At 63.7% G+C, this 22879-nt stretch carries 24 protein-coding genes; 6 read left to right on the top strand and 18 right to left on the bottom strand.

The genetic code is table 11. The annotated features are described in order from the left end of the window. Positions 1-288 precede the first annotated feature (288 nt). The 10 genes from AC1Q6C_RS16815 to AC1Q6C_RS16860 all read right to left on the bottom strand — a co-directional run bounded on the left by AC1Q6C_RS16815 (position 289) and on the right by AC1Q6C_RS16860 (position 11367). Entirely contained in the window at positions 289-834 is a 546-nt protein-coding gene (locus AC1Q6C_RS16815; RefSeq protein WP_042453122.1) for a DUF3558 domain-containing protein, read from the bottom strand. After that, positions 831-1379, bottom strand: a complete 549-nt coding sequence (locus AC1Q6C_RS16820; protein WP_003941874.1) for a DUF3558 domain-containing protein — start codon at positions 1377-1379, stop codon at positions 831-833. The genes AC1Q6C_RS16815 and AC1Q6C_RS16820 overlap by 4 nt, the downstream gene beginning before the upstream one ends. A gap of 83 nt (positions 1380-1462) precedes the next feature. Then, entirely contained in the window at positions 1463-2074 is a 612-nt protein-coding gene (locus AC1Q6C_RS16825) for a TetR/AcrR family transcriptional regulator (protein WP_003942008.1), read from the bottom strand. A 60-nt stretch (positions 2075-2134) separates the two neighbouring features. Beyond that, positions 2135-2920 (bottom strand): enoyl-CoA hydratase family protein, encoded by a 786-nt coding sequence (locus AC1Q6C_RS16830; RefSeq protein ID WP_230359650.1) that lies wholly within the window; start codon positions 2918-2920, stop codon positions 2135-2137. A 13-nt stretch (positions 2921-2933) separates the two neighbouring features. After that, complete coding sequence (locus AC1Q6C_RS16835) at positions 2934-4094, bottom strand: acyl-CoA dehydrogenase family protein (RefSeq protein ID WP_003942033.1); 1161 nt, start codon at positions 4092-4094, stop codon at positions 2934-2936. Then, a complete protein-coding gene (locus tag AC1Q6C_RS16840) occupies positions 4094-6079 on the bottom strand; it encodes an acetyl/propionyl/methylcrotonyl-CoA carboxylase subunit alpha (RefSeq protein WP_125050499.1) in 1986 nt (661 codons plus the stop codon). The genes AC1Q6C_RS16835 and AC1Q6C_RS16840 overlap by 1 nt, the downstream gene beginning before the upstream one ends. Positions 6080-6087: 8 nt before the next feature. Then, positions 6088-7686 (bottom strand): acyl-CoA carboxylase subunit beta, encoded by a 1599-nt coding sequence (locus tag AC1Q6C_RS16845; RefSeq protein WP_042921023.1) that lies wholly within the window; start codon positions 7684-7686, stop codon positions 6088-6090. After that, positions 7683-8831 carry an acyl-CoA dehydrogenase family protein gene (locus AC1Q6C_RS16850; protein WP_007728404.1) on the bottom strand — a complete coding sequence of 383 codons (1149 nt, stop codon included), beginning with the start codon at positions 8829-8831 and terminating at the stop codon, positions 7683-7685. Before AC1Q6C_RS16850 ends, AC1Q6C_RS16845 begins: the two co-directional genes overlap by 4 nt. Further along, positions 8828-10549: an acyclic terpene utilization AtuA family protein gene (locus AC1Q6C_RS16855; RefSeq protein ID WP_230359649.1), complete on the bottom strand. Its 1722-nt coding sequence runs from the start codon at positions 10547-10549 to the stop codon at positions 8828-8830. Before AC1Q6C_RS16855 ends, AC1Q6C_RS16850 begins: the two co-directional genes overlap by 4 nt. Then, positions 10546-11367: a TIGR03084 family metal-binding protein gene (locus AC1Q6C_RS16860; RefSeq protein ID WP_230359648.1), complete on the bottom strand. Its 822-nt coding sequence runs from the start codon at positions 11365-11367 to the stop codon at positions 10546-10548. Before AC1Q6C_RS16860 ends, AC1Q6C_RS16855 begins: the two co-directional genes overlap by 4 nt. 109 nt (positions 11368-11476) lie before the next feature. Between AC1Q6C_RS16860 and AC1Q6C_RS16865 the strand changes: the two genes are divergently transcribed. The 3 genes from AC1Q6C_RS16865 to AC1Q6C_RS16875 are packed head-to-tail and all read left to right on the top strand — an operon-like array spanning position 11477 to position 13706. Then, the gene (locus tag AC1Q6C_RS16865; RefSeq protein ID WP_003942035.1) at positions 11477-12277 is read left to right on the top strand and encodes a crotonase/enoyl-CoA hydratase family protein; all 801 of its coding nucleotides are present in this window, start codon (positions 11477-11479) and stop codon (positions 12275-12277) included. Continuing rightward, a complete protein-coding gene (locus AC1Q6C_RS16870) occupies positions 12274-13134 on the top strand; it encodes an EamA family transporter (protein WP_058227497.1) in 861 nt (286 codons plus the stop codon). Before AC1Q6C_RS16865 ends, AC1Q6C_RS16870 begins: the two co-directional genes overlap by 4 nt. Positions 13135-13178: 44 nt before the next feature. Next, a complete protein-coding gene (locus tag AC1Q6C_RS16875; RefSeq protein WP_003941993.1) occupies positions 13179-13706 on the top strand; it encodes a gamma carbonic anhydrase family protein in 528 nt (175 codons plus the stop codon). A gap of 40 nt (positions 13707-13746) precedes the next feature. Here AC1Q6C_RS16875 and AC1Q6C_RS16880 read toward each other — a convergent pair whose 3' ends face one another. The 7 genes from AC1Q6C_RS16880 to AC1Q6C_RS16910 all read right to left on the bottom strand — a co-directional run bounded on the left by AC1Q6C_RS16880 (position 13747) and on the right by AC1Q6C_RS16910 (position 20246). Further along, entirely contained in the window at positions 13747-14733 is a 987-nt protein-coding gene (locus AC1Q6C_RS16880; RefSeq protein WP_047268946.1) for a pirin family protein, read from the bottom strand. 20 nt (positions 14734-14753) lie between these two features. After that, the gene (locus AC1Q6C_RS16885; protein ID WP_328512031.1) at positions 14754-15227 is read right to left on the bottom strand and encodes a MarR family winged helix-turn-helix transcriptional regulator; all 474 of its coding nucleotides are present in this window, start codon (positions 15225-15227) and stop codon (positions 14754-14756) included. Further along, positions 15214-16308, bottom strand: a complete 1095-nt coding sequence (locus AC1Q6C_RS16890; RefSeq protein ID WP_230359646.1) for an LLM class flavin-dependent oxidoreductase — start codon at positions 16306-16308, stop codon at positions 15214-15216. The genes AC1Q6C_RS16885 and AC1Q6C_RS16890 overlap by 14 nt, the downstream gene beginning before the upstream one ends. A gap of 147 nt (positions 16309-16455) precedes the next feature. Next, positions 16456-17988: a DHA2 family efflux MFS transporter permease subunit gene (locus tag AC1Q6C_RS16895; RefSeq protein WP_003942006.1), complete on the bottom strand. Its 1533-nt coding sequence runs from the start codon at positions 17986-17988 to the stop codon at positions 16456-16458. Continuing rightward, the gene (locus AC1Q6C_RS16900; protein ID WP_003941890.1) at positions 17985-18455 is read right to left on the bottom strand and encodes a MarR family winged helix-turn-helix transcriptional regulator; all 471 of its coding nucleotides are present in this window, start codon (positions 18453-18455) and stop codon (positions 17985-17987) included. Before AC1Q6C_RS16900 ends, AC1Q6C_RS16895 begins: the two co-directional genes overlap by 4 nt. An 89-nt stretch (positions 18456-18544) precedes the next feature. Beyond that, entirely contained in the window at positions 18545-19510 is a 966-nt protein-coding gene (locus AC1Q6C_RS16905) for an NADPH:quinone oxidoreductase family protein (protein ID WP_003941986.1), read from the bottom strand. 79 nt (positions 19511-19589) lie between these two features. Further along, a complete protein-coding gene (locus AC1Q6C_RS16910; protein WP_003941871.1) occupies positions 19590-20246 on the bottom strand; it encodes a TetR/AcrR family transcriptional regulator in 657 nt (218 codons plus the stop codon). Between the two features lie 65 nt (positions 20247-20311). Between AC1Q6C_RS16910 and AC1Q6C_RS16915 the strand changes: the two genes are divergently transcribed. Both AC1Q6C_RS16915 and AC1Q6C_RS16920 read left to right on the top strand, forming a co-directional pair. Further along, positions 20312-21301 (top strand): NAD(P)-dependent alcohol dehydrogenase, encoded by a 990-nt coding sequence (locus tag AC1Q6C_RS16915; RefSeq protein ID WP_007728421.1) that lies wholly within the window; start codon positions 20312-20314, stop codon positions 21299-21301. Between the two features lie 44 nt (positions 21302-21345). Continuing rightward, positions 21346-22104 (top strand): acyl-[acyl-carrier-protein] thioesterase, encoded by a 759-nt coding sequence (locus AC1Q6C_RS16920; RefSeq protein WP_007728423.1) that lies wholly within the window; start codon positions 21346-21348, stop codon positions 22102-22104. Here the strand turns inward: AC1Q6C_RS16920 and AC1Q6C_RS16925 are convergent. Further along, positions 22101-22301: a hypothetical protein gene (locus tag AC1Q6C_RS16925; RefSeq protein ID WP_003941897.1), complete on the bottom strand. Its 201-nt coding sequence runs from the start codon at positions 22299-22301 to the stop codon at positions 22101-22103. The genes AC1Q6C_RS16920 and AC1Q6C_RS16925 overlap by 4 nt on opposite strands. Before the next feature lie 73 nt (positions 22302-22374). Between AC1Q6C_RS16925 and AC1Q6C_RS16930 the strand changes: the two genes are divergently transcribed. Then, on the top strand, positions 22375-22872 hold the full coding sequence (locus AC1Q6C_RS16930) for a SixA phosphatase family protein (protein ID WP_007728426.1): 498 nt from the start codon (positions 22375-22377) through the stop codon (positions 22870-22872). The last annotated feature ends 7 nt before the right edge of the window (positions 22873-22879 follow it).

The following is a 22879-nucleotide window of genomic DNA, read 5'->3' on the forward strand; positions in this document are numbered from 1 at the left end:
CAGAGTCTGTACTCAGCACTTTCATGCCGCGCACTGCCCCCGAGGTCGGGCGTGTCGCATACCCCCACACAGGCAGCCGGATGCTCGTTCATCAGCAGTTTCTGCTCGAACGCGCGCACGGCAATACCTAGCTAGGCACACAGATCGGCCCGGGCATGCCGGACACGACCCATAACGATACCTGTCGGCGCGCCACGAGGTCAAAGCGAGGCCACGGTGATAGTGACCTCACGCTCTGACCAGACACTCTGGCTGCACACTCAGACCACGCAGCCGGACCGGTCGCGATCAGATGCTGCGGTTCAACGTCAACGCGCCGAGCTTTGCCGCAGCCTCGCACGGATCCGCGCCGCCTTGCGGCTCGGTGACCCACCAACCGAACACTCCCCCGGCCGGTGCGCTCGCGCTCACCCCGCAGCTCTGCGGATCGGCCGGCTGGCGAACCTGGTACCCGCCACTGCCGTTGATGTCGATTTTCGCCACCACGTATCCCAGGTGCTCGAATGCAGCGCGCTCGTGATCGAGGGTGCCCGTCTCGAACCAGTTGAAGGTGATCTTGATCGGACCCGCGGCTCCGATGCCGTCCCAACGGCAGATAGCGCCGAAGAACCCACGCCCGACGGCGTCGGCACCCACGGCACCGGCGATCTGCTCGTCGGTGACGGCTTCGCATTCTTGGAGGACGTTCGCGAATTCCTGGCTGTCACTACCGCCGTAGCTGCCCTCCGCACGGGGAGTCCCGGTGACCACGGAGCCGCACCCCGTGAGTAGAACCAGCGACCCAGCCAGGGCGAGCCCGATCCTTACGCGCTTCACGGCGCCCTCGAACTTCACTGTGCCCTCGAAACTGTTTTTTCCATCAGATCCCGCGCCACCGTGCATGGATCCGCGGTCGGTGGCAGCAAACCGTAGGTGATCGACCAGTGCACGAAGTCTCCGCCGAACGCGATACCCAACTCGCACAACGAACCTGCCGTGGACGCGATGAAGCCCTGGTGTCCACCGATCGTGATGTCGTCGGCAGGACGTCCGAGCAGGTCGGACCCGGCCCGTTCGCGGCCGATCGGGCTACCGCGGTACCAGGAGAAACTGACGCTCGGACCGTTCGAACCGGCGACTTCCCACTGGCAACCGACGCCGTTGCGCGTCGTCGTCGCAAAAGCGCCGAGATTGAAGGCGTTGACAACTTCCTCGTCGGTCACCGAGCCGCATTCGGCGAACATCGGGCCCGGATCCGTAGGTGCGAGTGCCTGCGAACCCGCACCGTCGCCCGGCTGATCGACGGACCCGTCGCCGGAGCTGCAGCCGACCACGGCCGAGAGCACGGCAGCCGAGACCAATACCGAAGTCCCGATCGAAGTGAGAGTGCGTGCGGCCATGGAGCCGACTGTACTTCTCGGTGGCCCCCGACACACGCCACGTGCGCGTCGAGAGCACCGGCGCCGGCCCCGCCGCTACCGATTCAGGGAGTTGCCACCGGTACCCGAACAAGTGTGGAATCCAATTGCGCCGCCCACTGTTTGACCACCTCGGTGCGTCGGCGCGAGTCGTCTGTCAAGACATCAGCCAGCCCCAGTCCGCGGGCCAGGTCCAGGGTCGCCTGTACCAAGCGGTGCGTCACCGGGTCGGAGTCGTCGACACCCAGACTCTCGACGGCCATGCGGTGCGCGATGCGCCCGAATCGTTCCTCGAGGGGCAGTACGCGGGCACGCAGGTCGGGGTCGGAGGCAGCGGCCGTCCACACCTGCAGTGCTGCTTTGAACAGAGTCCCGGTGTAGTACTCCACCAACCGCGAAATGATCGCCTCGGTTCGTCCGGCACCCACCGGAAGGTCGGTCGATTCCTTTCGTGCCTGATCCATCCGGGCGTCGAACATCACCTCGAGCGCCGCGGTGATGAGGTCCTCGCGGGTCGGGAAGTGATGCTGCATGGCGCCTCTGGACACCCCGGCACGCTGCGCGACGACGCTCATCGTCGTTGCGCTCCACCCGAGTTCGGCGAGACACTCCACAGTCACTTCGAGCAGGTGGGAGCGCGTGACTCGACTTCGGTCCTGCTTGGGCTCTCGAGTCATCGCGCCGCCATCCCTTCTACTTCTGTGTTCCAGCGCTTCTGTGTCCCAGCTGCGCAGTTTCTACTGCGCCCAGGCCGCTGGACGCTTCTGCAAGAAAGACATCATGCCCTCACGAGCCTCGTCGGAGGAAAACAGCCGAGCCGACTGCGCGATCATCTCCTCGCCGTCCCGGTCGAATCCGGCCAGGACCGAACCCGTCGTGATCCACTTCGATTCGGCAAGTCCCTGCGGTGAACATTGACGCAAGGTGCCGAGCAGTTCGGTGATCGACTCCCCCGTGTCCTGCGACGCGGCGGTGACGAGTCCGATGGATTCGGCCTCGTGCTGGCCGAACTTCTCGCCGGTGAGCAGATAGCGGCTCGCAGATCGCTGGTCGAGCCTCGGTAGGACCGTGAGCGAAATGATGGACGCTGCCAAACCCAACCGTGATTCCGTCACCGCGAAGGTGCTCGCCGGTCCGGCGACGACGATGTCGCACGCCCCGACAAGACCCATGCCTCCGGCCCGGACGTGACCGTCGATCCGCCCGATCACCGGCTTGGGAAGCTCGAGAATGCTGCGCAAGAGTGTCAGCATCCCCCGTCCTCGCTCCTTGACGGCGTCCTCCGGTGATGCGGACGAACCGGAGGCCTCACTGAGATCGGCTCCCGCACAGAATGTTCCACCGGTGTGGGTGAGTACCACCGCTCGAACTGCCGGATCGGCGGCAGCCGACGTCAACCCAGCCTGCAACTCCGTGACCAACCGCGTCGAAATCGCGTTGCGGTTGTGGGGTGAGTCGAGAGTGATCGTGGCAGCACCGCCCGATACTTCGTACCGTACGTATGGCTTGTCCTGATCCGTCATGAGTCGCCTCTTCCTAGTAGGACCGTGGCAGACCGAGGGAATGCTGTGAGACGAAGTTGAGGATCATCTCGCGGCTCACCGGCGCGACGCGGGCGATACGAGCCGCACCGAGCATGGCGGCCAGTCCGTATTCCTTCGTCAGTCCTGCGCCGCCATGCGTCTGGATCGCCTGATCGAGCGCCTTGATGCTGGCTTCGGCGGCGGCGTACTTTGCCATGTTCGCGGCTTCGGCAGCACCGAAATCGTCACCGCTGTCGTAGAGCACCGCGGCCTTCTGCATCATCAGCTTGGCGAGCTCGAGTTCGATCTTCACCTGCGCGAGTGGATGCGAAATACCTTGGTGCGCACCGATCGGCGTCTTCCACACCGTGCGCTCGTTGGCGAACTTCACTGCGGCGTTCAGGGCGTAACGGCCCATGCCGATGGCCATCGACGCACCCAGGATGCGCTCGGGGTTGAGGCCGGCGAACAACTGCATCAAGGCGGCATCGGCTTCGCCGACCAGAGCGTCGGCCGGCAGACGGACGTCGTCGAGGAAGAGGATGAACTGGTGGTCCGGCTCGATGATGTCCATCTCCATCTGCGTCTTCACGAATCCGGGAGAATCCGTGGGGACGATGAACAGAGCAGGCTTGAGCTTGCCCGTCTTGGAGTCCTCGGTCCGCGCAACGACGAGGACCGCGTCAGCCTGATCGACACCCGAGATGTAGATCTTGTTGCCGCTCAGGATCCAGTCGTCGCCATCCCTGCGTGCCGTCGTGGTGATCTGATGAGAGTTGGAACCAGCGTCGGCCTCGGTGATTCCGAACGCCATGATCTTGGAGCCGTCGGCGAGGCTGGGTAGCCACTGCTGCTTCTGCTCCGCCGTGCCGTACTTGCCGATGATGGTGCCGCAGATGGCCGGGGATACGACAACCAGGAGCAGACCGGCACCCTGCGCCGCCAATTCCTCCTGCACCAGCGCGAGTTCGTAGATGCCTGCACCGCCGCCGCCGTATTCCTCCGGCAGGTTGACGCCCAGGAATCCGAGTTTGCCCGCCTCGTTCCACAATTCGGTGAGCGGCTCCCCCTTTCGCGCCTTGGGCAGCACGTAGTCGACGTAGTTGAAGCGCTCACCCAGTTTGGAAACGGATGCCCGCAGTTCCTTCTGCTCTTCGGTTTCGATGAAACTCATCATGCTTCCTCTTCTGTAGCGGGTTCTTCCACACGTGCGAGTACCGATCCGACCTCGACCTGCTGGCCGACGGCGACCGGAAGTTCCACCAGGACACCGGCAGTCGGCGCGGTGACGGTGTGTTCCATCTTCATGGCCTCCAGCCACAGAATCGGCTGGCCGGCGGTGACGGTGTCACCGAGTGCGGCACCGAGGCGGATGACCGATCCCGGCATCGGAGCGAGCAACGAACCGGCGGCGACTTCTGCCGACGGATCCACGAAGCGCGGTGCTGCCGTCAACGCGACGGGTCCGAGCGAGGAGTCGACAAAAATCTCACTCCCGTAGGCCGCAACGTCGAACGAGCGCTGTACTCCGCTCTGCTCGAGCACTACCCGGGTCGCAGTTGCCGATACCAGGCGCACGTCGTCGAAGCCTTCTGCACTCAGCACGCCGCTTCGGCTCAGGGAGTAGCGGACGTCGTACTCGCCCGACGCAGTGGAATAGCTCTTGCTCTGCGGCTGCGACGGGAGGTTGCGCCACCCGCTGGGCAAGCGGCCGATGACGCGGGCCGACGCCCGGTTGTGCGCGGCATCGGCAAGTGCCGCCGCCAGCGCCGAGAGTCTTTCGGCGGCGGTATCGGCCAAGGGCGTAGACAGCTTCTCGAGGTCGTGAGTCTCGAAGAAGGCAGTGTCGGTGTCTCCGGCAATGAAGGCGGGGTGGGCCAGGACGTTGACGAGCAGGTCGCGGTTGGTGCGCAGGCCGTGAATCCTGGTGCGCGCCAGCGTCGATGCGAGCAGCCGGGCAGCTGCGGTCCGCGTCGGCGCGTACGAGATGACCTTGGCCAACATCGGGTCGTAGTGGACGCCGACAACACTGCCGTCGACGACGCCGGAGTCGAGGCGAACGCCCTGCTCACGCAGAACACTGAATTCTTGCGGGTCACCGGGCAACTCGATGTGGTGGACGGTTCCGCTCTGCGGCTGCCAGTTCTTGGCGGGGTCCTCGGCGTACAGGCGCACTTCGATCGAATGCCCCCGGATCTCCGGCTGTTCGTCCGGAAGTGCTTCACCTGAAGCGACCTGCAATTGGAGTTCCACCAGATCGAGTCCAGTGGTGCACTCGGTGACCGGATGCTCCACCTGCAAACGCGTGTTCATTTCCAGGAAGAAGAAGTCGCCTTTTTCGTCAGCCAGGAATTCAACGGTTCCTGCGCCTTCGTAACCGATGGCGTTGGCGGCGAGCCGCGAGGCGTCGAACAGCTTGTCGCGCATGGCGGGGATGCGTTGCACGAGCGGCGACGGTGCCTCTTCGACCACCTTCTGATGCCGACGCTGGATCGAGCACTCGCGCTCCCCCACCGCCCACACCGCACCGTGGCGGTCGGCCATGACCTGAACCTCGATGTGCCGACCGGTCTCGAGGTACCGCTCACAGAAGACTGTCGGGTCGCCGAAAGCGGACTGCGCCTCACGCCGCGCCGCTTCCAGTTCGCCGTCCAGCGCCGACAATTCACGAACGACACGCATTCCGCGTCCGCCGCCGCCCGCCGACGCCTTGATCAGCACCGGCAGATGAGCCTCGGTCACCGCGGCGGGATCGAGTTCGGAGAGCACCGGCACTCCGGCGGCGTCCATGATCTTCTTGGACTCGACCTTCGACCCCATGAGCTCGATGGATTCGACGGGCGGGCCGATCCACGTCAGTCCCGCGTCGATGACGCTGCGCGCGAACTCCGCGTTCTCGGAGAGGAATCCGTATCCGGGGTGAATCGCGTCGGCGCCCGAAGCCTTGGCGGCGGCGATGACGAGCTCACCCCGCAAGTAGGTCTCGGCGGGCGTGTTACCCGGCAGGCGAACCGAAGCATCGGCTTCGGCGACGTGCGGGCTGTCGGCATCTGCGTCGGAAAATACCGCGACCGTGCCGATTCCGTTCTTGCGGCAGGTTGCAAAGACACGGCGGGCGATTTCGCCACGATTGGCGACCAGTACTGAAGTGATTGTCACGGCGTGCCTCACATACGGAAGACGCCGAAGTTGTCGGTGCCTTCGATCGGGGCGGTGGCGATGGCCGACAGGCACATTCCCACCACGGTGCGGGTGTCTCGGGGATCGATGACGCCGTCGTCGTACAGACGACCCGACAGGAACATCGGGAGTGACTCGGCCTCGATCTGGTTCTCGATCATCGCGCGCATGCCGGCATCGGCCTGCTCGTCGAATACCTGGCCGCGCGCCTCGGCAGCAGCGCGTCCCACGATGGAGATGACGCCGGCGAGCTGCGCACCGCCCATGACGGCGGACTTGGAACTGGGCCACGCAAAGAGGAACCGCGGATCGAACGCGCGTCCGCACATACCGTAGTGACCGGCGCCGTAGGACGCTCCGAGCAGGATCGAGATGTGCGGAACCTTGGAGTTGGCAACCGCATTGATCATCATCGATCCGTGCTTGATCATGCCGCCCTCCTCGTATTCCTTACCCACCATGTACCCGGTGGTGTTGTGCAGGAACAGCAACGGCGTGTTGGAACGATTGGCGAGCTGGATGAACTGCGTGGCCTTCTGTGATTCCTCACTGAAGAGCACTCCACGTGCGTTCGCCAGGATGCCGATCGGGTAGCCGTTGAGCTCGGCCCACCCGGTCACGAGGGAGGAACCGTAGAGCGGCTTGAACTCGTCGAAGTCGGAACCGTCGACGATACGGGCGATGACCTCACGCGGATCGAACGGGATCTTAAGGTCGGCCGGAACGATGCCGAGCAACTCTTCCGGATCCTCGAGCGGTTCGATGATCTCCGCGCGCGGCGCCGGCCCCTTCTTGGTCCAGTTGAGCCGCTTGACGATCGAGCGCCCGATGCGGATCGCGTCCTGCTCGTCGGCGGCGAAGTAGTCGGCCAACCCGGACTTGCGAGCGTGCATTTCGGCGCCGCCGAGTGCCTCGTCGTCGGATTCCTCACCGGTGGCCATCTTGACCAGCGGCGGGCCTGCGAGGAACACCTTGGAGCGTTCCTTGATCATCACGACGTGGTCGGACATGCCCGGGATGTACGCACCGCCGGCCGTCGAGTTACCGAAGACCAGTGCAATGGTGGGGATTCCGGCTGCGGACAGCTGAGTGAGGTCACGGAACATACGCCCGCCCGGGATGAACACCTCTTTCTGCGTCGGCAAGTCTGCGCCGCCGGACTCTACGAGGGAGATCACCGGGAGTCGGTTCTGCATGGCGATGTCGTTGGCGCGGAAACCCTTACGCAGCGTCCACGGGTTGCTGGTGCCGCCGCGCACGGTGGGATCGTTGGCGACGATCAGGCATTCGACACCTTCGACGACGCCGATACCGACCACAGTGCTGGCGCCGACCGGGAAGTCACTCCCCCACGCAGCGAGGGGACACAGTTCGAGGAACGGTGAATCCTGATCGAGCAGGAGTTCGATCCGCTCGCGTGCCAGGAGCTTTCCCCGCTTGTGGTGCCGCTCGGTGTACTTCTCGCCGCCACCCGCCAACGCCTTGGCGTGCTCGACCTCGATCTCGGCGAGCTTGGTGTTCATGGTCGAAGTTGCGGTCTTGTACACCTCGGAATTGGTGTCCAGTGTTGACCGGATGACACTCATGACTGATACCCCAATCGCTTGGCCGCGAGGCCGGTGAGGATTTCGGTGGTTCCGCCACCGATTCCCAGAATTCGCATGTCCCGGTACTGCCTCTCCACTTCGCTTTCCTGCATGTATCCGAGGCCGCCGAACAGCTGAACAGCTTGGTTCGCAACCCATTCGCCCGTCTCGACTGCCGTGTTCTTCGCAAAGCACACCTCGGCGATCAGATCGCCGTCACCGGCCATGTACCGCTCGATCACCGAGTGCGTGTACACCTTGGCGACGTCGATCTTGCGGGCCATCTCGGTGACGGTGTTCTGGACGGCCTGCCGACTGATCAGGGGGCGACCGAAAGTCTCACGGGCGCGGCACCATTCGAGCGTCAGCTCCAGGCAACGTTCTGCACTGGCATACGCCTGCGCGGCGAGCGCTACCCGCTCGGAGACAAATGCCTGGGCGATCTGCGCGAAGCCGCTGTTCTCTGCACCGACCAGATTCTCCACCGGAACCCGGGCGTCGACAAAGGAGAGTTCCGCGGTATCGGATGCGCGCCAGCCCATCTTCTCGAGTTTGCGCGAGACGGTGAATCCCGGTGTGCCCTTCTCGATCACGAGCAGTGAGACACCACCCGCGCCGGGACCACCGGTGCGCACCGCTGTAACGACGAAGTCCGCTCGAACGCCGGAGGTGATGAACGTCTTGGCGCCGTTCACGACGTAATGATCGCCGTCGCGCTTGGCTGTAGTTGTCAGGTGCCCGACGTCGCTGCCTCCGCCGGGCTCGGTGATGGCGAGCGAGCCGATCTTGTCGCCGCGCAGGGTCGGCTTGACCCACTTCTCGATCTGCGCCTCGTCGCCGGCCGCGATCAGGTGCGGCACCGCGATGCCGCAGGTGAAGAGCGATGCGAACAGCCCGCCCGACGCACCTGCCTGATGCATCTCCTCACAGATCACGATGGAGTCGACGGCGTCGCCGCCCTCACCACCGGCCGATTCGGGTGCGCTGGCCCCGAGGAGTCCGAGAGCGCCTGCCTTGCGGTGCAATTCGCGCGGAATCTCGCCGTCTCGCTCCCACTGCGTCAGATGCGGCAGAATCTCCTGGTTCACGAATCCGCGTACGGTCTCGCGAAGCGCAAGCCTTTCCGGTGTGGTCCACACGGTCACCGTGAATCCTCTTTCTCGTCAGTTACGGGGAGTAGCGAAATCGGGATGTCGATGTGGCGCGAACGCAGCCATTCACCAATTCCCTTGGCCTGCGGATCGAACCGCGCCTGCGAGGCGACACCCTGACCGAGGATTCCCTCGATCACGAAGTTGACGGCACGAAGGTGCGGAAGCTGGTAGCGAGTGACGTTCAGGTCTGCTGCTTCCGGTAGCAGTTCCTTGAGCATCTCGACGGTCAGTGTGTGCGCCAACCACTTCCACTGATCGTCCGTGCGAACCCAGACGCCGACGTTGGCATTTCCGCCCTTGTCGCCACTACGGGCACCGGCGATCGTGCCGAGTGGTACCGACAGCGACGTCTGTGGCGGCAACGGCTCCGGACGCTCCGGTTCGTCGACGGGTTCGAGGTCCTGCGTCAACGTGGACGGAGCGATGTCCACGCGCGTGCCGTCCGGCAGTACGGCCACGTGCGGCACCGATCCCGCGTCGACGTAGCCGGGGGTGAACACTCCGTACGGTTGGCCGTTGCTCGGCGGAGCCGTCAGCGAGAAGCCGGGGTAGCTGGCAAGTGCCATTTCCACCGCAACCGCGGAGAAAGGACGACCGATCACCTTGGGGTCGGAATCGCGAACCACGCAGCGCAGCAACGCACTCGCGGTTTCCTCGGTGTCGGAATCCGGATGATCCGTGCGAGCGAGAGTCCAGACCAGTTCGGCGGGCTTCTTCGTCAGCCAGGATTCGAGCTGAGTCTTCGCCAGATCGGCCTTGGCCTCGATGTCGAGACCGGTGAGAATGAAAGTGGCCTCGTTGCGGAACCCGGCCAGCGTGTTCAGCGAGACCTTGTACTGCGGCGGCGGAGCCTCGCCCGTGACGCCGCTGATCAGCACCCGATCCGGGCCTTCCTGGGTGAGCACTGCGTTGTCGATGCGGGTCGTCACGTCCGGGCCTGCATAGCGTCCACCGGTGATCTCGTACAGCAGCTGCGCCGTCACCGTGCCGACGCTCACCTCGCCGTCCGTTCCGGCGTGCTTGGTGATGACCGAAGATCCGTCCGCGTTGATCTCGGCGATCGGGAAGCCAGGCCGGCCCAGATTGGGAATCTCTGTGAAGAACGCGTAGTTGCCGCCGGTGGCCTGGGTTCCGCACTCGATGACGTGGCCCGCCGCGACAGCACCGGCAAGCTGATCGAAATCATCTCGCTTCCAACCGAAATGGTGAGCGGCCGGACCGGCGATCACCGACGCATCGGTGACCCGTCCGGTGACCACGACATCGGCGTCGGCCGACAATGCTTCGACGATGCCCCAGGCGCCGAGGTACGCGTTGGCCGTCAGTGGGGAGCCGAGTCCGAGTTCGTCTGCCCGAGAGATCAAATCGTCGCCCTCGACGTGGGCGATCTTTGCGTTCAACCCCAGCTTGGTGTTGACCTCGCGCAACGCGTCGGCCAGTCCGGCGGGATTGAGACCGCCTGCATTCGCGACGATCTTCACCCCCTTGTCGAGCGCAAGGCCGAGCGTGTCCTCCACCTGCCGCAGGAACGTCTTCGCGTAGCCGAGCGACGGGTCCTTCATCCGATCCCGCCCGAGGATCAACATCGTCAGTTCGGCCAGGTAGTCGCCGGTCAGGTAGTCGAGTTCGCCGCCCTCGAGCATCTCGCGCATCGCCGAGACGCGGTCGCCGTAGAACCCGGAGCAGTTACCGATCCGTACCGAACTCATTTGCACACCTTCGATGCTCGTCCCTCACCGCTGGATCCGACGGCGGCTCGTCCCTCACCGCTGGGTCCGGCAAAGGCCTGCGCGAACCCGAGCCACTCGTCCGCGTCGGCACCCACGGCGACCAGATCGAGATCGGCGCGATTGGCGCGCTGGGTAACCAGCAGGCAGAAGTCCAACGCCGGCCCGGTGACCTTCTGCGGTGCATCTTCCGGCCCCCAGGTCCAGAGCGACCCGTCCGGCGCGGTCAACTCAACCCGGAAATCGTCGGCGGGCGGCGTTTTCTCGTTGACCGAGTACGCGAAGTTTCGCGTCCGCACACCCAGGTGAGCGATGTTCTTGATGCGCGCCGTCGGAGCGCGTTCGACGCCGAGTGCGTCGGCAACGTCCTGCCCGTGCGCCCACGTCTCCATCAGTCGCGCGGTAGCCATGGAGACACCGCCCATGGGCGGGCCGTACCAGGGGAACTTGGTTCCGGCCGGGGCGGCGGTGAGCGCCTCGACGAGAGCGGTGCGCCCCGCTCGCCAATCGGCGAGCAACTCGGCCGGCTGGCGGGCCGCCTGTTCGGCAGCACCGTCGTCGACAAACCCTGCCGGGTTCACGAACGCCGCCTTCAACTGCTCCGCGAACCCGTCCGGGTCGGTGATCGCCAGGATCGCTGCACTGTCCGTCCAGTGCAGGTGCCCGATCTGATGTGCGATGGTCCACCCTTCCGCAGGCGTCATTGTCGCCCACTTCTCCTCGGGCAGATCCGCAACCAGGGCGTCGAGGCTCTCGCCTTCGGCCCGCAAGTCATCGATGAACGTCTGAAGTTCGGCCATGCGACCAGCATCACACTCACATCCATAAAAATCAAGCACGAATGATTGTTATTGCGAAATCCTGTGGTGAGAGACTGAGCTCAACTGCCATCGACAACCAGGAGCACCCATGAGCGACGCCGTACTGATCTCGCGAACCGGCGATGTGGTCACGTGGACCCTCAATCGCCCGGACACCCGCAATGCGATCTCCGAGATCGACATGATCGAGGCCCTCGAAGACGCAGTCACCGCGGTCAACCGAGATCAGAGTGTGCGCACGGTCATTCTGACGGGGGCCGGATCGGCCTTCTCCTCCGGCGGCAACGTCAAGCACATGCGAGACAAGGAGGGCATGTTCGGTGGCGCACCCGGCGAGATCCGCCAGGGCTACCGGCACGGCATCCAACGCATCCCGCTCGCGCTGTACACGTGTGAGGTGCCGACCATCGCGGCGGTCAACGGCCCGGCCATCGGAGCGGGCTGCGACCTCTCACTCATGTGCGACCTCCGTATCGCCTCGACCGCCGCGGTCTTCGCCGAGAGTTTCGTCAAGGTAGGACTCATCCCCGGCGACGGCGGAGCGTGGCTGCTCCCCCGCGCGATCGGCAACGCCCGCGCGGCCGAGATGGCGTTCACCGGTGAACCGATCGATGCTGCGAGAGCACTCGACTGGGGTCTGGTCTCGCAGGTGACCGAACCCGAGGAATTGCTTTCCGCAGCGCACGCTTTGGCAGCTCGAGTAGCCGCCAATCCCCCGCAGGTACTCCGCATGACCAAAAAGCTCCTCCGCGAGGGCCAGCACCAGAGCCTCGAGAGCTTGCTCGAACTCTCGGCCGCCATGCAGTCGATCGCCCACCACACCCGAGATCACCACGAAGCCGTCGCCGCGATGCTCGAGCGTCGAAGTCCCGAGTTCACCGGAGAATGAAGGCCGGCAGTCAGCTACTGCCGGTCGGAGCAGTCCTCACCTCGATACTGTCGCTCCAGTTCGGAGCGGCATTCGCGACGACACTGTTCTCGCAGATCGGGCCGGCCGGAGCCACGACGCTGCGGCTGACGATCGCCGCGATCATCCTCGGCGTCATCGTCCGCCCGCGATGGAGCAGATGGTCGAACCGGCAGCGCAAAGGCATCTTCGCGCTGGGCATCGCCCTCGCCGTGATGAACGGCGCCTTCTACCTCGCCCTCGACACGGTGCCCATCGGAACGGCCGTCACCATCGAGTTCCTCGGACCGCTCACCCTGGCCGCAATTCTGTCTCGTCGGTGGGCCGACGGAGCATGGGTGCTGCTCGCCTTCGGCGGAGTGTTGCTGCTCGGGTTAAGCGATCACGGCGAATCCGGTTTGGACCCGATCGGGGTGATGTTCGCGTTGATCGCCGCTACTGCGTGGGCCGGATACATCGTGGCCGGTTCCCACCTGGCCGCGACGCTCCCGAGCGCCGACGGGTTGGCAGGCGCAAGCATCGTCGCGGCCGTATTGACGCTGCCCTTCGGCGTCGTCTCGGGAGGAAGTGAACTACTGGATCCGACGATGCTCGCCGCAGGCGCAGCCGTCGCCGTCCTCTCGTCCGTCATCCCGTACAGCTTGGAAATGTGGGCGCTGCGCTCTCTCGCCAAGAAAGTCTTTGCCGTGCTCATCGCCCTCGAACCCGCAGCGGCCGCACTGGCCGGAGTCCTCGTGATCGGGCAAACGCTCGACGCATTCACACTCGTGGCCATCGCACTGGTGGTGACCGCGGGCGTCGGCACAGTCGTCATGAATCGAAAACCCACAGCGAAGTAGTCCAGGTACCGTCAGAGCACGTCATTCCAACGCACAGGAGAACCATGACCAACCCGATCATCGCCACCGTTCTCGGTAACACCCCGCAGATCGACGAAAGTGCGTTCATCGCACCCAACGCCACCGTTGTCGGCGCGGTGACCATCGCTGCGGGAGCCAGCATCTGGTACGGCGCGGTTATCCGCGGCGACGCAGAATCGATCTCCATCGGCGCTGACACCAACATTCAGGACAACTGCACCGTGCACGCCGACCCGACGTTCCCCGCAGTGCTGGGCGAACGAATCTCGGTCGGCCACAACGCAGTGCTGCACGGGTGCACCGTCGAAGACGACGTTCTCGTCGGCATGGGTGCCGTGGTGCTCAACGGCGCACACATCGGCTCGGGGTCACTGATTGCAGCCGGCGCCGTCGTGTCTCAGGGGATGCAAATCCCGCCTGGATCACTGGTCGCCGGCGTGCCCGCCAAGGTCAAACGTGAACTCTCCGAAGGCGAAAAGGCCGGTATCACCGCCAACGGCGCCGGCTACATCATGCTCGCGAAGGCTCACCAGGACATCGAACAAGCCTGATCGAAACGACGCTCGCGGCCGGTAGCAGCAAGAGCAACGACTAGGCTCGGGGCCGCAACGTACTGTTCGGCAACTCGGGTGCCGGGAGCGCCGGACCGTCGTATCCCGGCACGACGCCGAAACGCCGGTCCGGGACGCTGCCGTCGAATCCGGAGGCAAGCTCGGCCTGCCACTTGCGTCGATACTCGACGATCTCTGCGTGTGTACGGCCCATGAAGTTCCACCACATGATGACCTGCTCGCCCAACGGTTTCCCGCCGAGAAGTAGCAGTCGAGCCGGTTCGGATCCCGGATTGCGCAAAGTCAGTTTTCCGAAACCCGGTGCTTGATAACCCAACTCGGCCCAGCCGACAGTGGTACCACGCAGAACAACCGATCCTTGATCGACGATCACGCCGTGCTCATGTGAACGATCGACATCGAGGGCGATCTCGGCCCCAGGATCGAGAATCACCTCGGCACCGAGTAATTCGGTGAAGGTAGACACCGGAGACGTTTCACCGGCGAGCGAACCGAGGAACACACTGAGCGTGACACCATCGGTGGTCACCGGCTCCGGTCGATAGTGAACGAACGCGGGTGCGGTATCGCGCGCCGCATCCGGCAGCGCCACCCACAACTGCATCCCGTGCAGAACCTTCGTATTCGGCGTCGACACCTCGGAGTGCGCGATCCCACTCCCGGCCGTCATCAGATTCAGTTCACCCGGCCGCACCATCGCATGGGAACCGATGCTGTCACGGTGCTCGATCTCTCCGGTGAACAGCCAACTCACCGTCTGCAAACCGGTATGCGGATGCGGCGGCACATGCATGCCCGGTCCTGAGCCGACGTCATCCGGACCGTAATGATCTGCAAAACACCATCCCCCGATCAGCGAACGCTCGCGTTGCGGGAGGGTGCGTCGCACTCGCATGGCCCGCGGGCCACCGAGCGGTACGTCGCGCGGGGTGAGGATCTGAATCTCGCTCTCCGCCGGATGGCCTTCGCATTCCTGCTCGACGGGCTGCGCTTCGAGGTTACTCATATCGTCCATCCTGCCTCCAGTCATGACTGCGCGAGACGCAGACGCGTGCACAATTCGGCCAACAGTCGAAGTTCATCCGCGTCCAGGGCCGGTCCGACGTGGCGGCGGATGCTCGCGGCATGACGGCGACCCACTGATTTCTGCAGCGCTGCACCCGTTTCGGTGAGTTGCACGATCGTCCCGCGGCGATCCTGTGGATCAACACTTCTCGTTACCAGACCTTCGCCCTCCAACCGTTCCACCAGGCGACTGAGCGAAGGCTGGCTCAGCAATATCTCCCGATTCAGGTCATGCAGGCGAAGGGAACTACTCGGCGCAAGACTCAGCGTGAACAGCACGTCGTACTCGCGCATCGACACCTGATCCCAGACGTCGTCGGCAGAGAGCCGCCGCAGCACCGACACCTGGGCGCGAAACAAGGCTTCCCAGGCGTCGGTGGCGAGTTCGGTGGTGCTGACCGGAACCTCAGGCGGTTGCTCGTCAGGCAGTGGCACTGCTTGCCTCACGAGTTGCCTTCATCGACGCGTGAGTGGGCGGGTTGTCCGGCACATGTGCTGGCCGCCTGGCCGCGAACTCACGGCGCAGAACCGGAACAACTTCCTCACCGAGCAGATCGAGCTGCTCGAGCACCGTCTTCAGCGGCAGTCCGGCGTGATCCATCAGGAACAGCTGGCGCTGGTAGTCACCGAAGAAATCGGCAAACGCCAACGTCTTCTCGATGACCTGTTCAGGGGAACCGACGGTCAGCGGCGTCTGCTCGGTGAACTCTTCGAGTGAGGGCCCGTGGCCGTACACCGGAGCATTGTCGAAATACGGACGGAATTCCTTGACCGCGTCCTGACTGTTCTTGCGCATGAAGACCTGACCACCGAGACCGACGATCGCCTGATCCGCGGACCCGTGGCCGTAATGCTCGTAACGCCGGCGGTAAAGATTGATCAGCTCGATGTAGTGCTCTTTCGGCCAGAAGATGTTGTTCGCGAAGAATCCGTCGCCGTGATACGCCGCGATCTCCGCGATCTCGGGGCTGCGGATCGAGCCGTGCCACACGAACGGCGCGACGCCGTCCAGCGGGCGCGGTGTGGACGTGAATCCCTGGAGTGGAGTGCGGTACTCCCCTTGCCAGTTCACGACCTCCTCGTCCCAGAGCCGGCGAAGAAGTTGATAGTTCTCGAGCGCCAACGGGATACCGGCGCGAATGTCCTTGCCGAACCACGGGTACACAGGCGCGGTGTTTCCGCGACCCATCATCAGATCGACGCGCCCCTCGGCGAGGTGTTGAAGCATCGCGTAATCCTCGGCGATCTTCACCGGGTCATTGGTGGTGATCAGCGTCGTGGACGTGGAGAGCGTGATCTTCTCGGTCTGGGCCGCGATGTATCCGAGCATCGTGGTCGGAGATGACGGCACGAACGGCTTGTTGTGATGCTCGCCGGTCGCGAAGACGTCGAGACCGACTTCCTCGGCGTGCTTGGCGATGGTCGTCATGGCCTTGATGCGCTCGTGCTCTGTCGGGGTCGCCCCCGTCGTGGGATCAGTGGTGACGTCACCGACCGTGAAGATTCCGAACTGCATGGTTGCTCCTCCGCGAACTAGATCCATGCGTTTGCATGTAACTGATCAAACATTCAACCATCCAGCTGTATTCCACGGCAAAAAGGTGAGGGCGGCACACAAGATGTGTGCCGCCCTCACCTGGACGAACGATCTACCGAAAAGCGGTCAGTGCATAACGATCGGCGTTGCCGTCTCGCCCTCGGCCACCGGCCTGGTGGTCTTGCTCCGCGGCAGGAAGAACGCCGGGATGAGGGTCAGGACGATCAGCACAGTGGCAACGAGGAAGGTGTTACCGAAGGCATCCGACGCCGCACTGAGAATCGAATTCGCAGCAGACTCCTGCGGACTTCCCGGTTCGGTCGGAATGTGCGAGGCCGCACCGACCATCGTCGTGTCGAGGCCACGATCGAGAAGCTGGTTGGTCAAGACCACCGACATCACGGCGGTACCGATCGAACCTGCGGTCTGCTGAACGATGTTCATCAGGGTGGAGCCGCGAGCAATCTGCTCGTTGGAGAGCGTCACGATAGCTGCGGTCATCAGCGGCATCATGGTGCAACCCATACCGAGGCCCATGACGAACAAGGCACCCATCAGCAGCCACGTCGGGGAATCCGAGGCAACCTGTGTGAACACACCCAAGCCGATCAGAATCAACGGCAAACCGGTCAGGACGATCTTGCCCGGGCCGATCTTGTCGACCAGTCGACCAGCGATGGGCATGGTGACCATAGCGCCGAGACCCTGCGGAGCCATCAACAATCCGGCAGCGAGCGTGGTGTGACCGCCGACCTGAATGAAGTAGCTCGGGAACAGCAACCCGGCGCCCATGAACGCGACGATGAACAGCGACGTCGTGATGACGGCGGTGGTCAACTGACGGTTCTTGAACAGGTGCAGGTCGATCAGCGGGTGATCCTTGTTGAGCGCGTGGAACACGAAGGCGATGATCAGTGCCAGACCGATACCGGCCGACACCAGAACCCGAGCGGACGCGACGGTTCCCACCTCAGGGATGGACGACACACCGAACAGGAACAGCGCCAGGCCGGGCGACAGCAGGATCATGCCGAGGAAGTCGAAGGACTCCGAAGGCTTCGCCTTGTCGGACGGCAGAATGATGAACGCAGCAGCCAGAGCGATGATGCCGATCGGCAAGTTGATCAGGAAGATCCAGTGCCAGCTCGCGGCCTCGATCAGCCAACCACCGAGAATCGGGCCGCCGATAGGACCGAGCAGCATCGGGATACCGAGAACTGCCATGACACGACCGACACGGTCCGGACCGGCGGCCCGGGTCATGATCGTCATACCGAGCGGCATCAACATGCCGCCGCCGAGACCCTGGAGCACGCGGAAGCCGATGAGCGAGGTGATGTCCCACGCCATCGCACAAGCGACTGAACCGAGTACGAACAGCACCAGGGCCGTCATGTACAGGCGCTTGGTGCCGAAACGGTCGGCAGCCCAACCGGTAACCGGAATGACCGTCGCCAAGGCGAGCGTGTAGGCCGTCATCGTCCACGCGACGGTGGCGTACGAAGTTTCGAAGTCCTCGGCAAAAGTGGTGAGCGCGACGCTCACCACGGTTACGTCGAGAATCGACATGATGGCGCCGAGCACCACCACGGAAGCGATCTTGAGGACCGCCCCGTCAAGTTTGTCGGACGCCGGTGCCGGCGCGTTCGGCGATGTCATCGCGAAGTCTCCTGGTTAAGTGCTCGCAGATAGTCACCCGCGAGAATGGGCTTGAGAGCCTCGAACAAACGAATCCGCTCTGGCTCAGGAACACGCGACGCGAATTCGCGAAGCTGGCCGCGCTTGCACTCGATGTGGTTGGTCGTCACCTTACGACCGGCCTCCGACAAGGAAACCCGCTTGACGCGTCGGTCCCGCTCGTCTTCACGTCGATCGACCAGACCCATGTTCACGAGCTGATCGATGTTCCGCCCCGTAGCTGCCACCGAGAGCCGAAGCTCGTCGGCAACCTCGTTGATCGGGATCGCCGCATCACGTTGTGCAAGTACGAACAGCACACGCACCTGAGAGAACGAGAGATCCAGTTCGATCAACGCATCGATCGACTCCGAATCACCGGCGCTCATCAGGCGAGTGAACAACTCGTCGAGTGCTCCATACAGGTCATCAGAATCGGAAGCGATCACCTGGCAAATGGTAGTGCGGTTGCAACTATTGCCCAAATGAAAACATGTTGCAACTTATTATTTGGTGACCACCATCACGTTGCGAAGAATCATTCCTGCAGCAAGATGGCCTTTCCGAGAACTTTGCCGCTTTCGAGATCAGCCAGGGCAACTGCTGCGTCGGCAAGCGGATACCGTGCCTTGACCAGCGGACGCAAGCCGTTCCGGACGTGTTCTACCAGCGATGCATGCACCTCGGCTACCGCTTCGGGATTGGTACGCGTGAACTCACCCCATGCCGCGCCGACAATGCTGATATTGCGAAACAGCACCCGGTTCACCTTTACCTCGGGAATACCGCCGCCGGCGAATCCGATCACCACGAGTCGTCCTTCGGGTGCCAGAACCCGGACCGCGTCGTCGAACGCATCGCCGCCCACCGGATCCACCACGATCTGAGCGCCGACGCCGTCGGTCAGTTCCCGAATCCGCTCTCCCCATCCCGGAGCCAGCGCGACCACCTCGTCGGCACCGAGCTCACGCAAGAAGTCATCGACGCCCTCGCGTCGTACCACGGCGATCACCCGGGCACCGTGCGCCTTGGCCAGCTGGATGGTTGCCGTTCCGACTCCGCCTGCAGCGCCGAGCACGACGACAGTCTCCCCCGCGACGATCTTCGCGCGACGAGCGAGCGCGAACTCCATCGTCTGATAGTTGATGATCAGCGAGGCCGCCTCGTCGAAGGCGAGTCCGTCCGGAATTCGGAGTACCTGCGCCGGGTTGACGGCAATCCGCTCTGCATACCCACCCAGATACGCGGCCGCGAGAACACGATCGCCCGGAGCGAAACCCGACCCTTCCGGCGCGGAGACCACGACGCCCGAGATCTCCGCGCCGGGAATGAACGGCGGTTCCGGGCGGATCTGATACTTGCCGTAGGTGATGAGCAGGTCCGGAAAGCAGACGCCACTTGCCTTCACATCGATGAGAACAAGACCTTCGGCTGCGGGCTCGGGAACCTCCTGCGCGACAATTCCTTCGGGACCGGACAGTTCCGTAACCACCATGGCGCGCACAGAAAGCTCCTCTTCGGGACATCTGAAGTCTGGACCGGTAACCCGGTTTTCTCGACTTTAACCCGGTACTCACGTCAGATCATCGTTCGCTCCCGATGTGCAGACGTTCGAGTCCGTCGAGAATCAGATCGAGACCGAAAGCGAATTCGGCGGCGTAGCTGTATCCCGGAGCAAGGACGTGCTCGGTGGTCAACTCGGCCAGGTGCGGATACTGACCGCTCTCGAACGAGCCCATGATCGCCTTCGCCAGTTCCGTCGTTTCCTGCGCTGTTTCGAACGGCAAGCTCACTTCTTGCAGCACGAAGCCGTAGATGTACGCATCCATGATCGAAAAGGCATGCGCAGCAAGGGCGACGGGAAAGTCGGCGGCGCGTAGCGTTCCGATGACGGCATCGTGGTGGCGCAGGGTCGCGGGACCAGGCGTCGTTCGGGACTCCATCAACGGAGTTGCCCACGGGTGCCTCCCCAACACTTCCCTTGTCGATACCGCTCGCACGTGAAGTTCCGTGCGCCACGGGCGTCCCGGCGTCGGCAGATCGATCTCCGCGAAGACCGCATCGACCATTCCGTCGAGCAGATCCCCTTTGTCCGAAACATGGTTGTACAGAGACATCGCTTCGACGCCCAGTTCGGTGCCCAGCTTCCGCATGGTCATCGAATCGATTCCGACGGAATCGGCAAGCGCGACAGCAGCGTGTACGACGTCGTCTCGGGTCAATCTTGCGCGCTTCTCCACGTTGACAGAACTTACACCGTAAGTGCAATACTTACGCTGTAAGTATTCGACGAACGGAGACTCGCATGCCGAAGGAACTGATGACCGCCGTCGTACAGGATCGCTACGGCGAGGCCGACGTTCTCTACGTCGACCACATTCCGCGCCCCACTGTCGCCGACAACGAAGTGCTGATACGCGTCGAGGCCGCGTCCGTCGACCGCGGGGCATGGCATCTCATGGCCGGACTGCCATATCCGTTGCGCCTCGCGGGTTTCGGGCTGCGCAGACCTAGGAACCGGGTACGCGGACTGGACGTATCCGGCCGAGTCGAGGCCGTCGGCAGTTCGGTGACCCGCGTGGCAGTCGGCCAGGAGGTATACGGGATCGCGGTCGGTTCGTTCGCGGAGTACGCACGCGCACTCGAGACGAAGATTGCCGCAAAACCTGCCCGGTTGTCGTTCGCACAAGCAGCAGCGGTGCCGGTCTCCGCCCTCACAGCGTTGCAAGCCGTGCGCGACCACGGCCGCGTGCAGGCGGGCCAATCCGTCCTCGTACTCGGCGCATCCGGTGGCGTCGGGATTTACGCGGTGCAGGTGGCAAAAGCCATGGGCGCTCACGTCACCGGCGTGTGCAGCACCTCGAAAACCGATACCGTCCGCTCCATCGGTGCCGACGAGGTTCTCGACTACCGCGTCGACGACGCCACCGACGGATCGCATCGGTACGACGTCATCATCGACACCGGCGGCAACCGCCGACTGCGAGATCTTCGACGGGCGCTCACACGCACCGGAACGCTGGTGATCGTCGGCGGCGAGAACGGCGGACGGTGGCTCGGCGGAACCGATCGCCAAATACGCGCACAGTGCTTGTCTCCGTTCATATCTCAGAAAATGGGCACCTTCATCGCTTCGGAGAACGCCGACGATCTGGAGGTCCTGACGCAGATGATCGACGCAGGTGACATCACCCCGGTGATCGACTCCGTTCATCCCCTTGCCGACACCGCCGTCGCCGTGGCACGAATGGTCGACGGCTCCGGCTGCGGAAAGCAGATAATCGCCACTCGCTGAAAAGCCTGACAGAATCGGCTCACTCCAGCGAACAGGAATCTCACGTGAACCCAGATCTCACGCTCGCGCAACAGCCGGACCGAGGACCGATCTTCGTCAAGTCCCGCCCGGTCCGCACCGGCGACATCGACGTCGCCAAGCAGGTCAGGCTCGACGCCGTCGCCCGCTACCTGCAGGACATCGGCAACGACAACATCGAGGCCGCGGGAGCCATCGACACCCATCCGCTCTGGATAGTGCGTCGTACGGTCGTCGACGTCGTACGCCCGGCGATCTGGCCGGAAGAGTTGACGATGACTCGCTGGTGCTCCGGCTTCTCCACGAGATGGGCGAACATGCGTGTGCGCTTCGACGGCAGCAACGGCGCGCTGATGGAAACCGAAGGCTTCTGGATCAACATCAGCGCCGAGTCGGGCATGCCCACGCGGATGAGTGACGACTTCATGCGGCCACTGGAGGAATCCACCGACGAGCATCGCCTGAAGTGGAAGCGGGTACTCGCCGAGAACGCACCGGAGGCGGACGACGCCGGTGTTCTGGACACGCCGTTCGCTCTGCGCGCCACGGATATCGACCCGTTCGACCACGTCAACAACGCCGTCTACTGGCAGGCAGTCGAAGAGGTCCTCAGCGCTCGCACCGAACTACGGACAGTTCCGCATCGAGCACTGATCGAGTACCTCTCCCCCATCGTCTCCAGCGACGACGTCGTCCTGCGCAGCCGCGTCGACGACAAGACCGTCACGGTCTGGTTCCTGGTCGGCGAAGCGCTCCGCGCAGTTGCGCAGGTGAGCGCCCTCTAACGCAGTTTCTGGGTCGCGACAGCCGCGACACCGAACACCAACGCAAGAAGAATCGCGGCCCAGAAACCGAAGAGCCACCACACCACGCCGAACACGACCACTGCCGGGGCAACGGTGATGAAAGCGATGGTGGGGCTTTCGCGTACCACCTCGAGTGCAGTTCGGGCATTAGTTCGATCGAGCTTCTTACCGGCCATCGAAAACCTCCTTCAAGGTCCTGACCATCCAGAGTAACCGGACTGACGGGCACAAAGCGGATACCGTGAACGCATGGCCGACCACCGCACCCTCGTCCTCATGCGACACGGCAAGTCCAGCTACCCCGAGGGCATCCGTGATCACGAGCGTCCGCTCGCCGAACGGGGCCTACGCGAGGCCCGCATCGGCGGCGAATGGATCCGCGAAAACGTCCCGCCCGTCGACGCCGTTCTGTGCTCCACCTCCCGGCGGACCGTCGAAACCCTTGCCTCGACGGGAATCGAAGCTCCCGCCGGGTTCGAGAAGTCCATCTACGGCGGCTCACCCGCAGACGTCATTGCAGCTGCGCGAACCACGTCCGACCACGTCAAGACGCTCCTGATCGTCGGACACGAACCCGGAATTCCTTGGACTGCACTCGATCTCGCATCGAACGAAAACTCCGAAGCGGCCCAACGTATCCGCGACAAGTTCCCCACTTCGGCGATCGCCGTCCTCTCCGTACCGGTGCCGTGGACCGAACTCGACGACTCCGTCGCCACTCTGCTCGAGTTTCACGTGCCCCGTTAGATCAACG

This window comes from Rhodococcus sp. MT28 (assembly GCF_058792695.1).

Excerpts from the sequence above, each read along its gene's own strand:
- AC1Q6C_RS16870 (WP_058227497.1), top strand. The coding sequence starts at position 12,274 with ATGAAGGCCGGCAGTCAGCTACTGCCGGTCGGAGCAGTCCTCACCTCG.
- AC1Q6C_RS16930 (WP_007728426.1), top strand. The coding sequence starts at position 22,375 with ATGGCCGACCACCGCACCCTCGTCCTCATGCGACACGGCAAGTCCAGC.
- AC1Q6C_RS16880 (WP_047268946.1), bottom strand. The coding sequence starts at position 14,733 with ATGAGTAACCTCGAAGCGCAGCCCGTCGAGCAGGAATGCGAAGGCCAT.
- AC1Q6C_RS16915 (WP_007728421.1), top strand. The coding sequence starts at position 20,312 with ATGCCGAAGGAACTGATGACCGCCGTCGTACAGGATCGCTACGGCGAG.
- AC1Q6C_RS16830 (WP_230359650.1), bottom strand. The coding sequence starts at position 2,920 with ATGACGGATCAGGACAAGCCATACGTACGGTACGAAGTATCGGGCGGT.
- AC1Q6C_RS16845 (WP_042921023.1), bottom strand. The coding sequence starts at position 7,686 with ATGAGTGTCATCCGGTCAACACTGGACACCAATTCCGAGGTGTACAAG.
- AC1Q6C_RS16855 (WP_230359649.1), bottom strand. The coding sequence starts at position 10,549 with ATGAGTTCGGTACGGATCGGTAACTGCTCCGGGTTCTACGGCGACCGC.
- AC1Q6C_RS16925 (WP_003941897.1), bottom strand. The coding sequence starts at position 22,301 with ATGGCCGGTAAGAAGCTCGATCGAACTAATGCCCGAACTGCACTCGAG.
- AC1Q6C_RS16825 (WP_003942008.1), bottom strand. The coding sequence starts at position 2,074 with ATGACTCGAGAGCCCAAGCAGGACCGAAGTCGAGTCACGCGCTCCCAC.
- AC1Q6C_RS16860 (WP_230359648.1), bottom strand. The coding sequence starts at position 11,367 with ATGGCCGAACTTCAGACGTTCATCGATGACTTGCGGGCCGAAGGCGAG.
- AC1Q6C_RS16895 (WP_003942006.1), bottom strand. The coding sequence starts at position 17,988 with ATGACATCGCCGAACGCGCCGGCACCGGCGTCCGACAAACTTGACGGG.
- AC1Q6C_RS16835 (WP_003942033.1), bottom strand. The coding sequence starts at position 4,094 with ATGAGTTTCATCGAAACCGAAGAGCAGAAGGAACTGCGGGCATCCGTT.
- AC1Q6C_RS16820 (WP_003941874.1), bottom strand. The coding sequence starts at position 1,379 with ATGGCCGCACGCACTCTCACTTCGATCGGGACTTCGGTATTGGTCTCG.
- AC1Q6C_RS16865 (WP_003942035.1), top strand. The coding sequence starts at position 11,477 with ATGAGCGACGCCGTACTGATCTCGCGAACCGGCGATGTGGTCACGTGG.
- AC1Q6C_RS16890 (WP_230359646.1), bottom strand. The coding sequence starts at position 16,308 with ATGCAGTTCGGAATCTTCACGGTCGGTGACGTCACCACTGATCCCACG.
- AC1Q6C_RS16875 (WP_003941993.1), top strand. The coding sequence starts at position 13,179 with ATGACCAACCCGATCATCGCCACCGTTCTCGGTAACACCCCGCAGATC.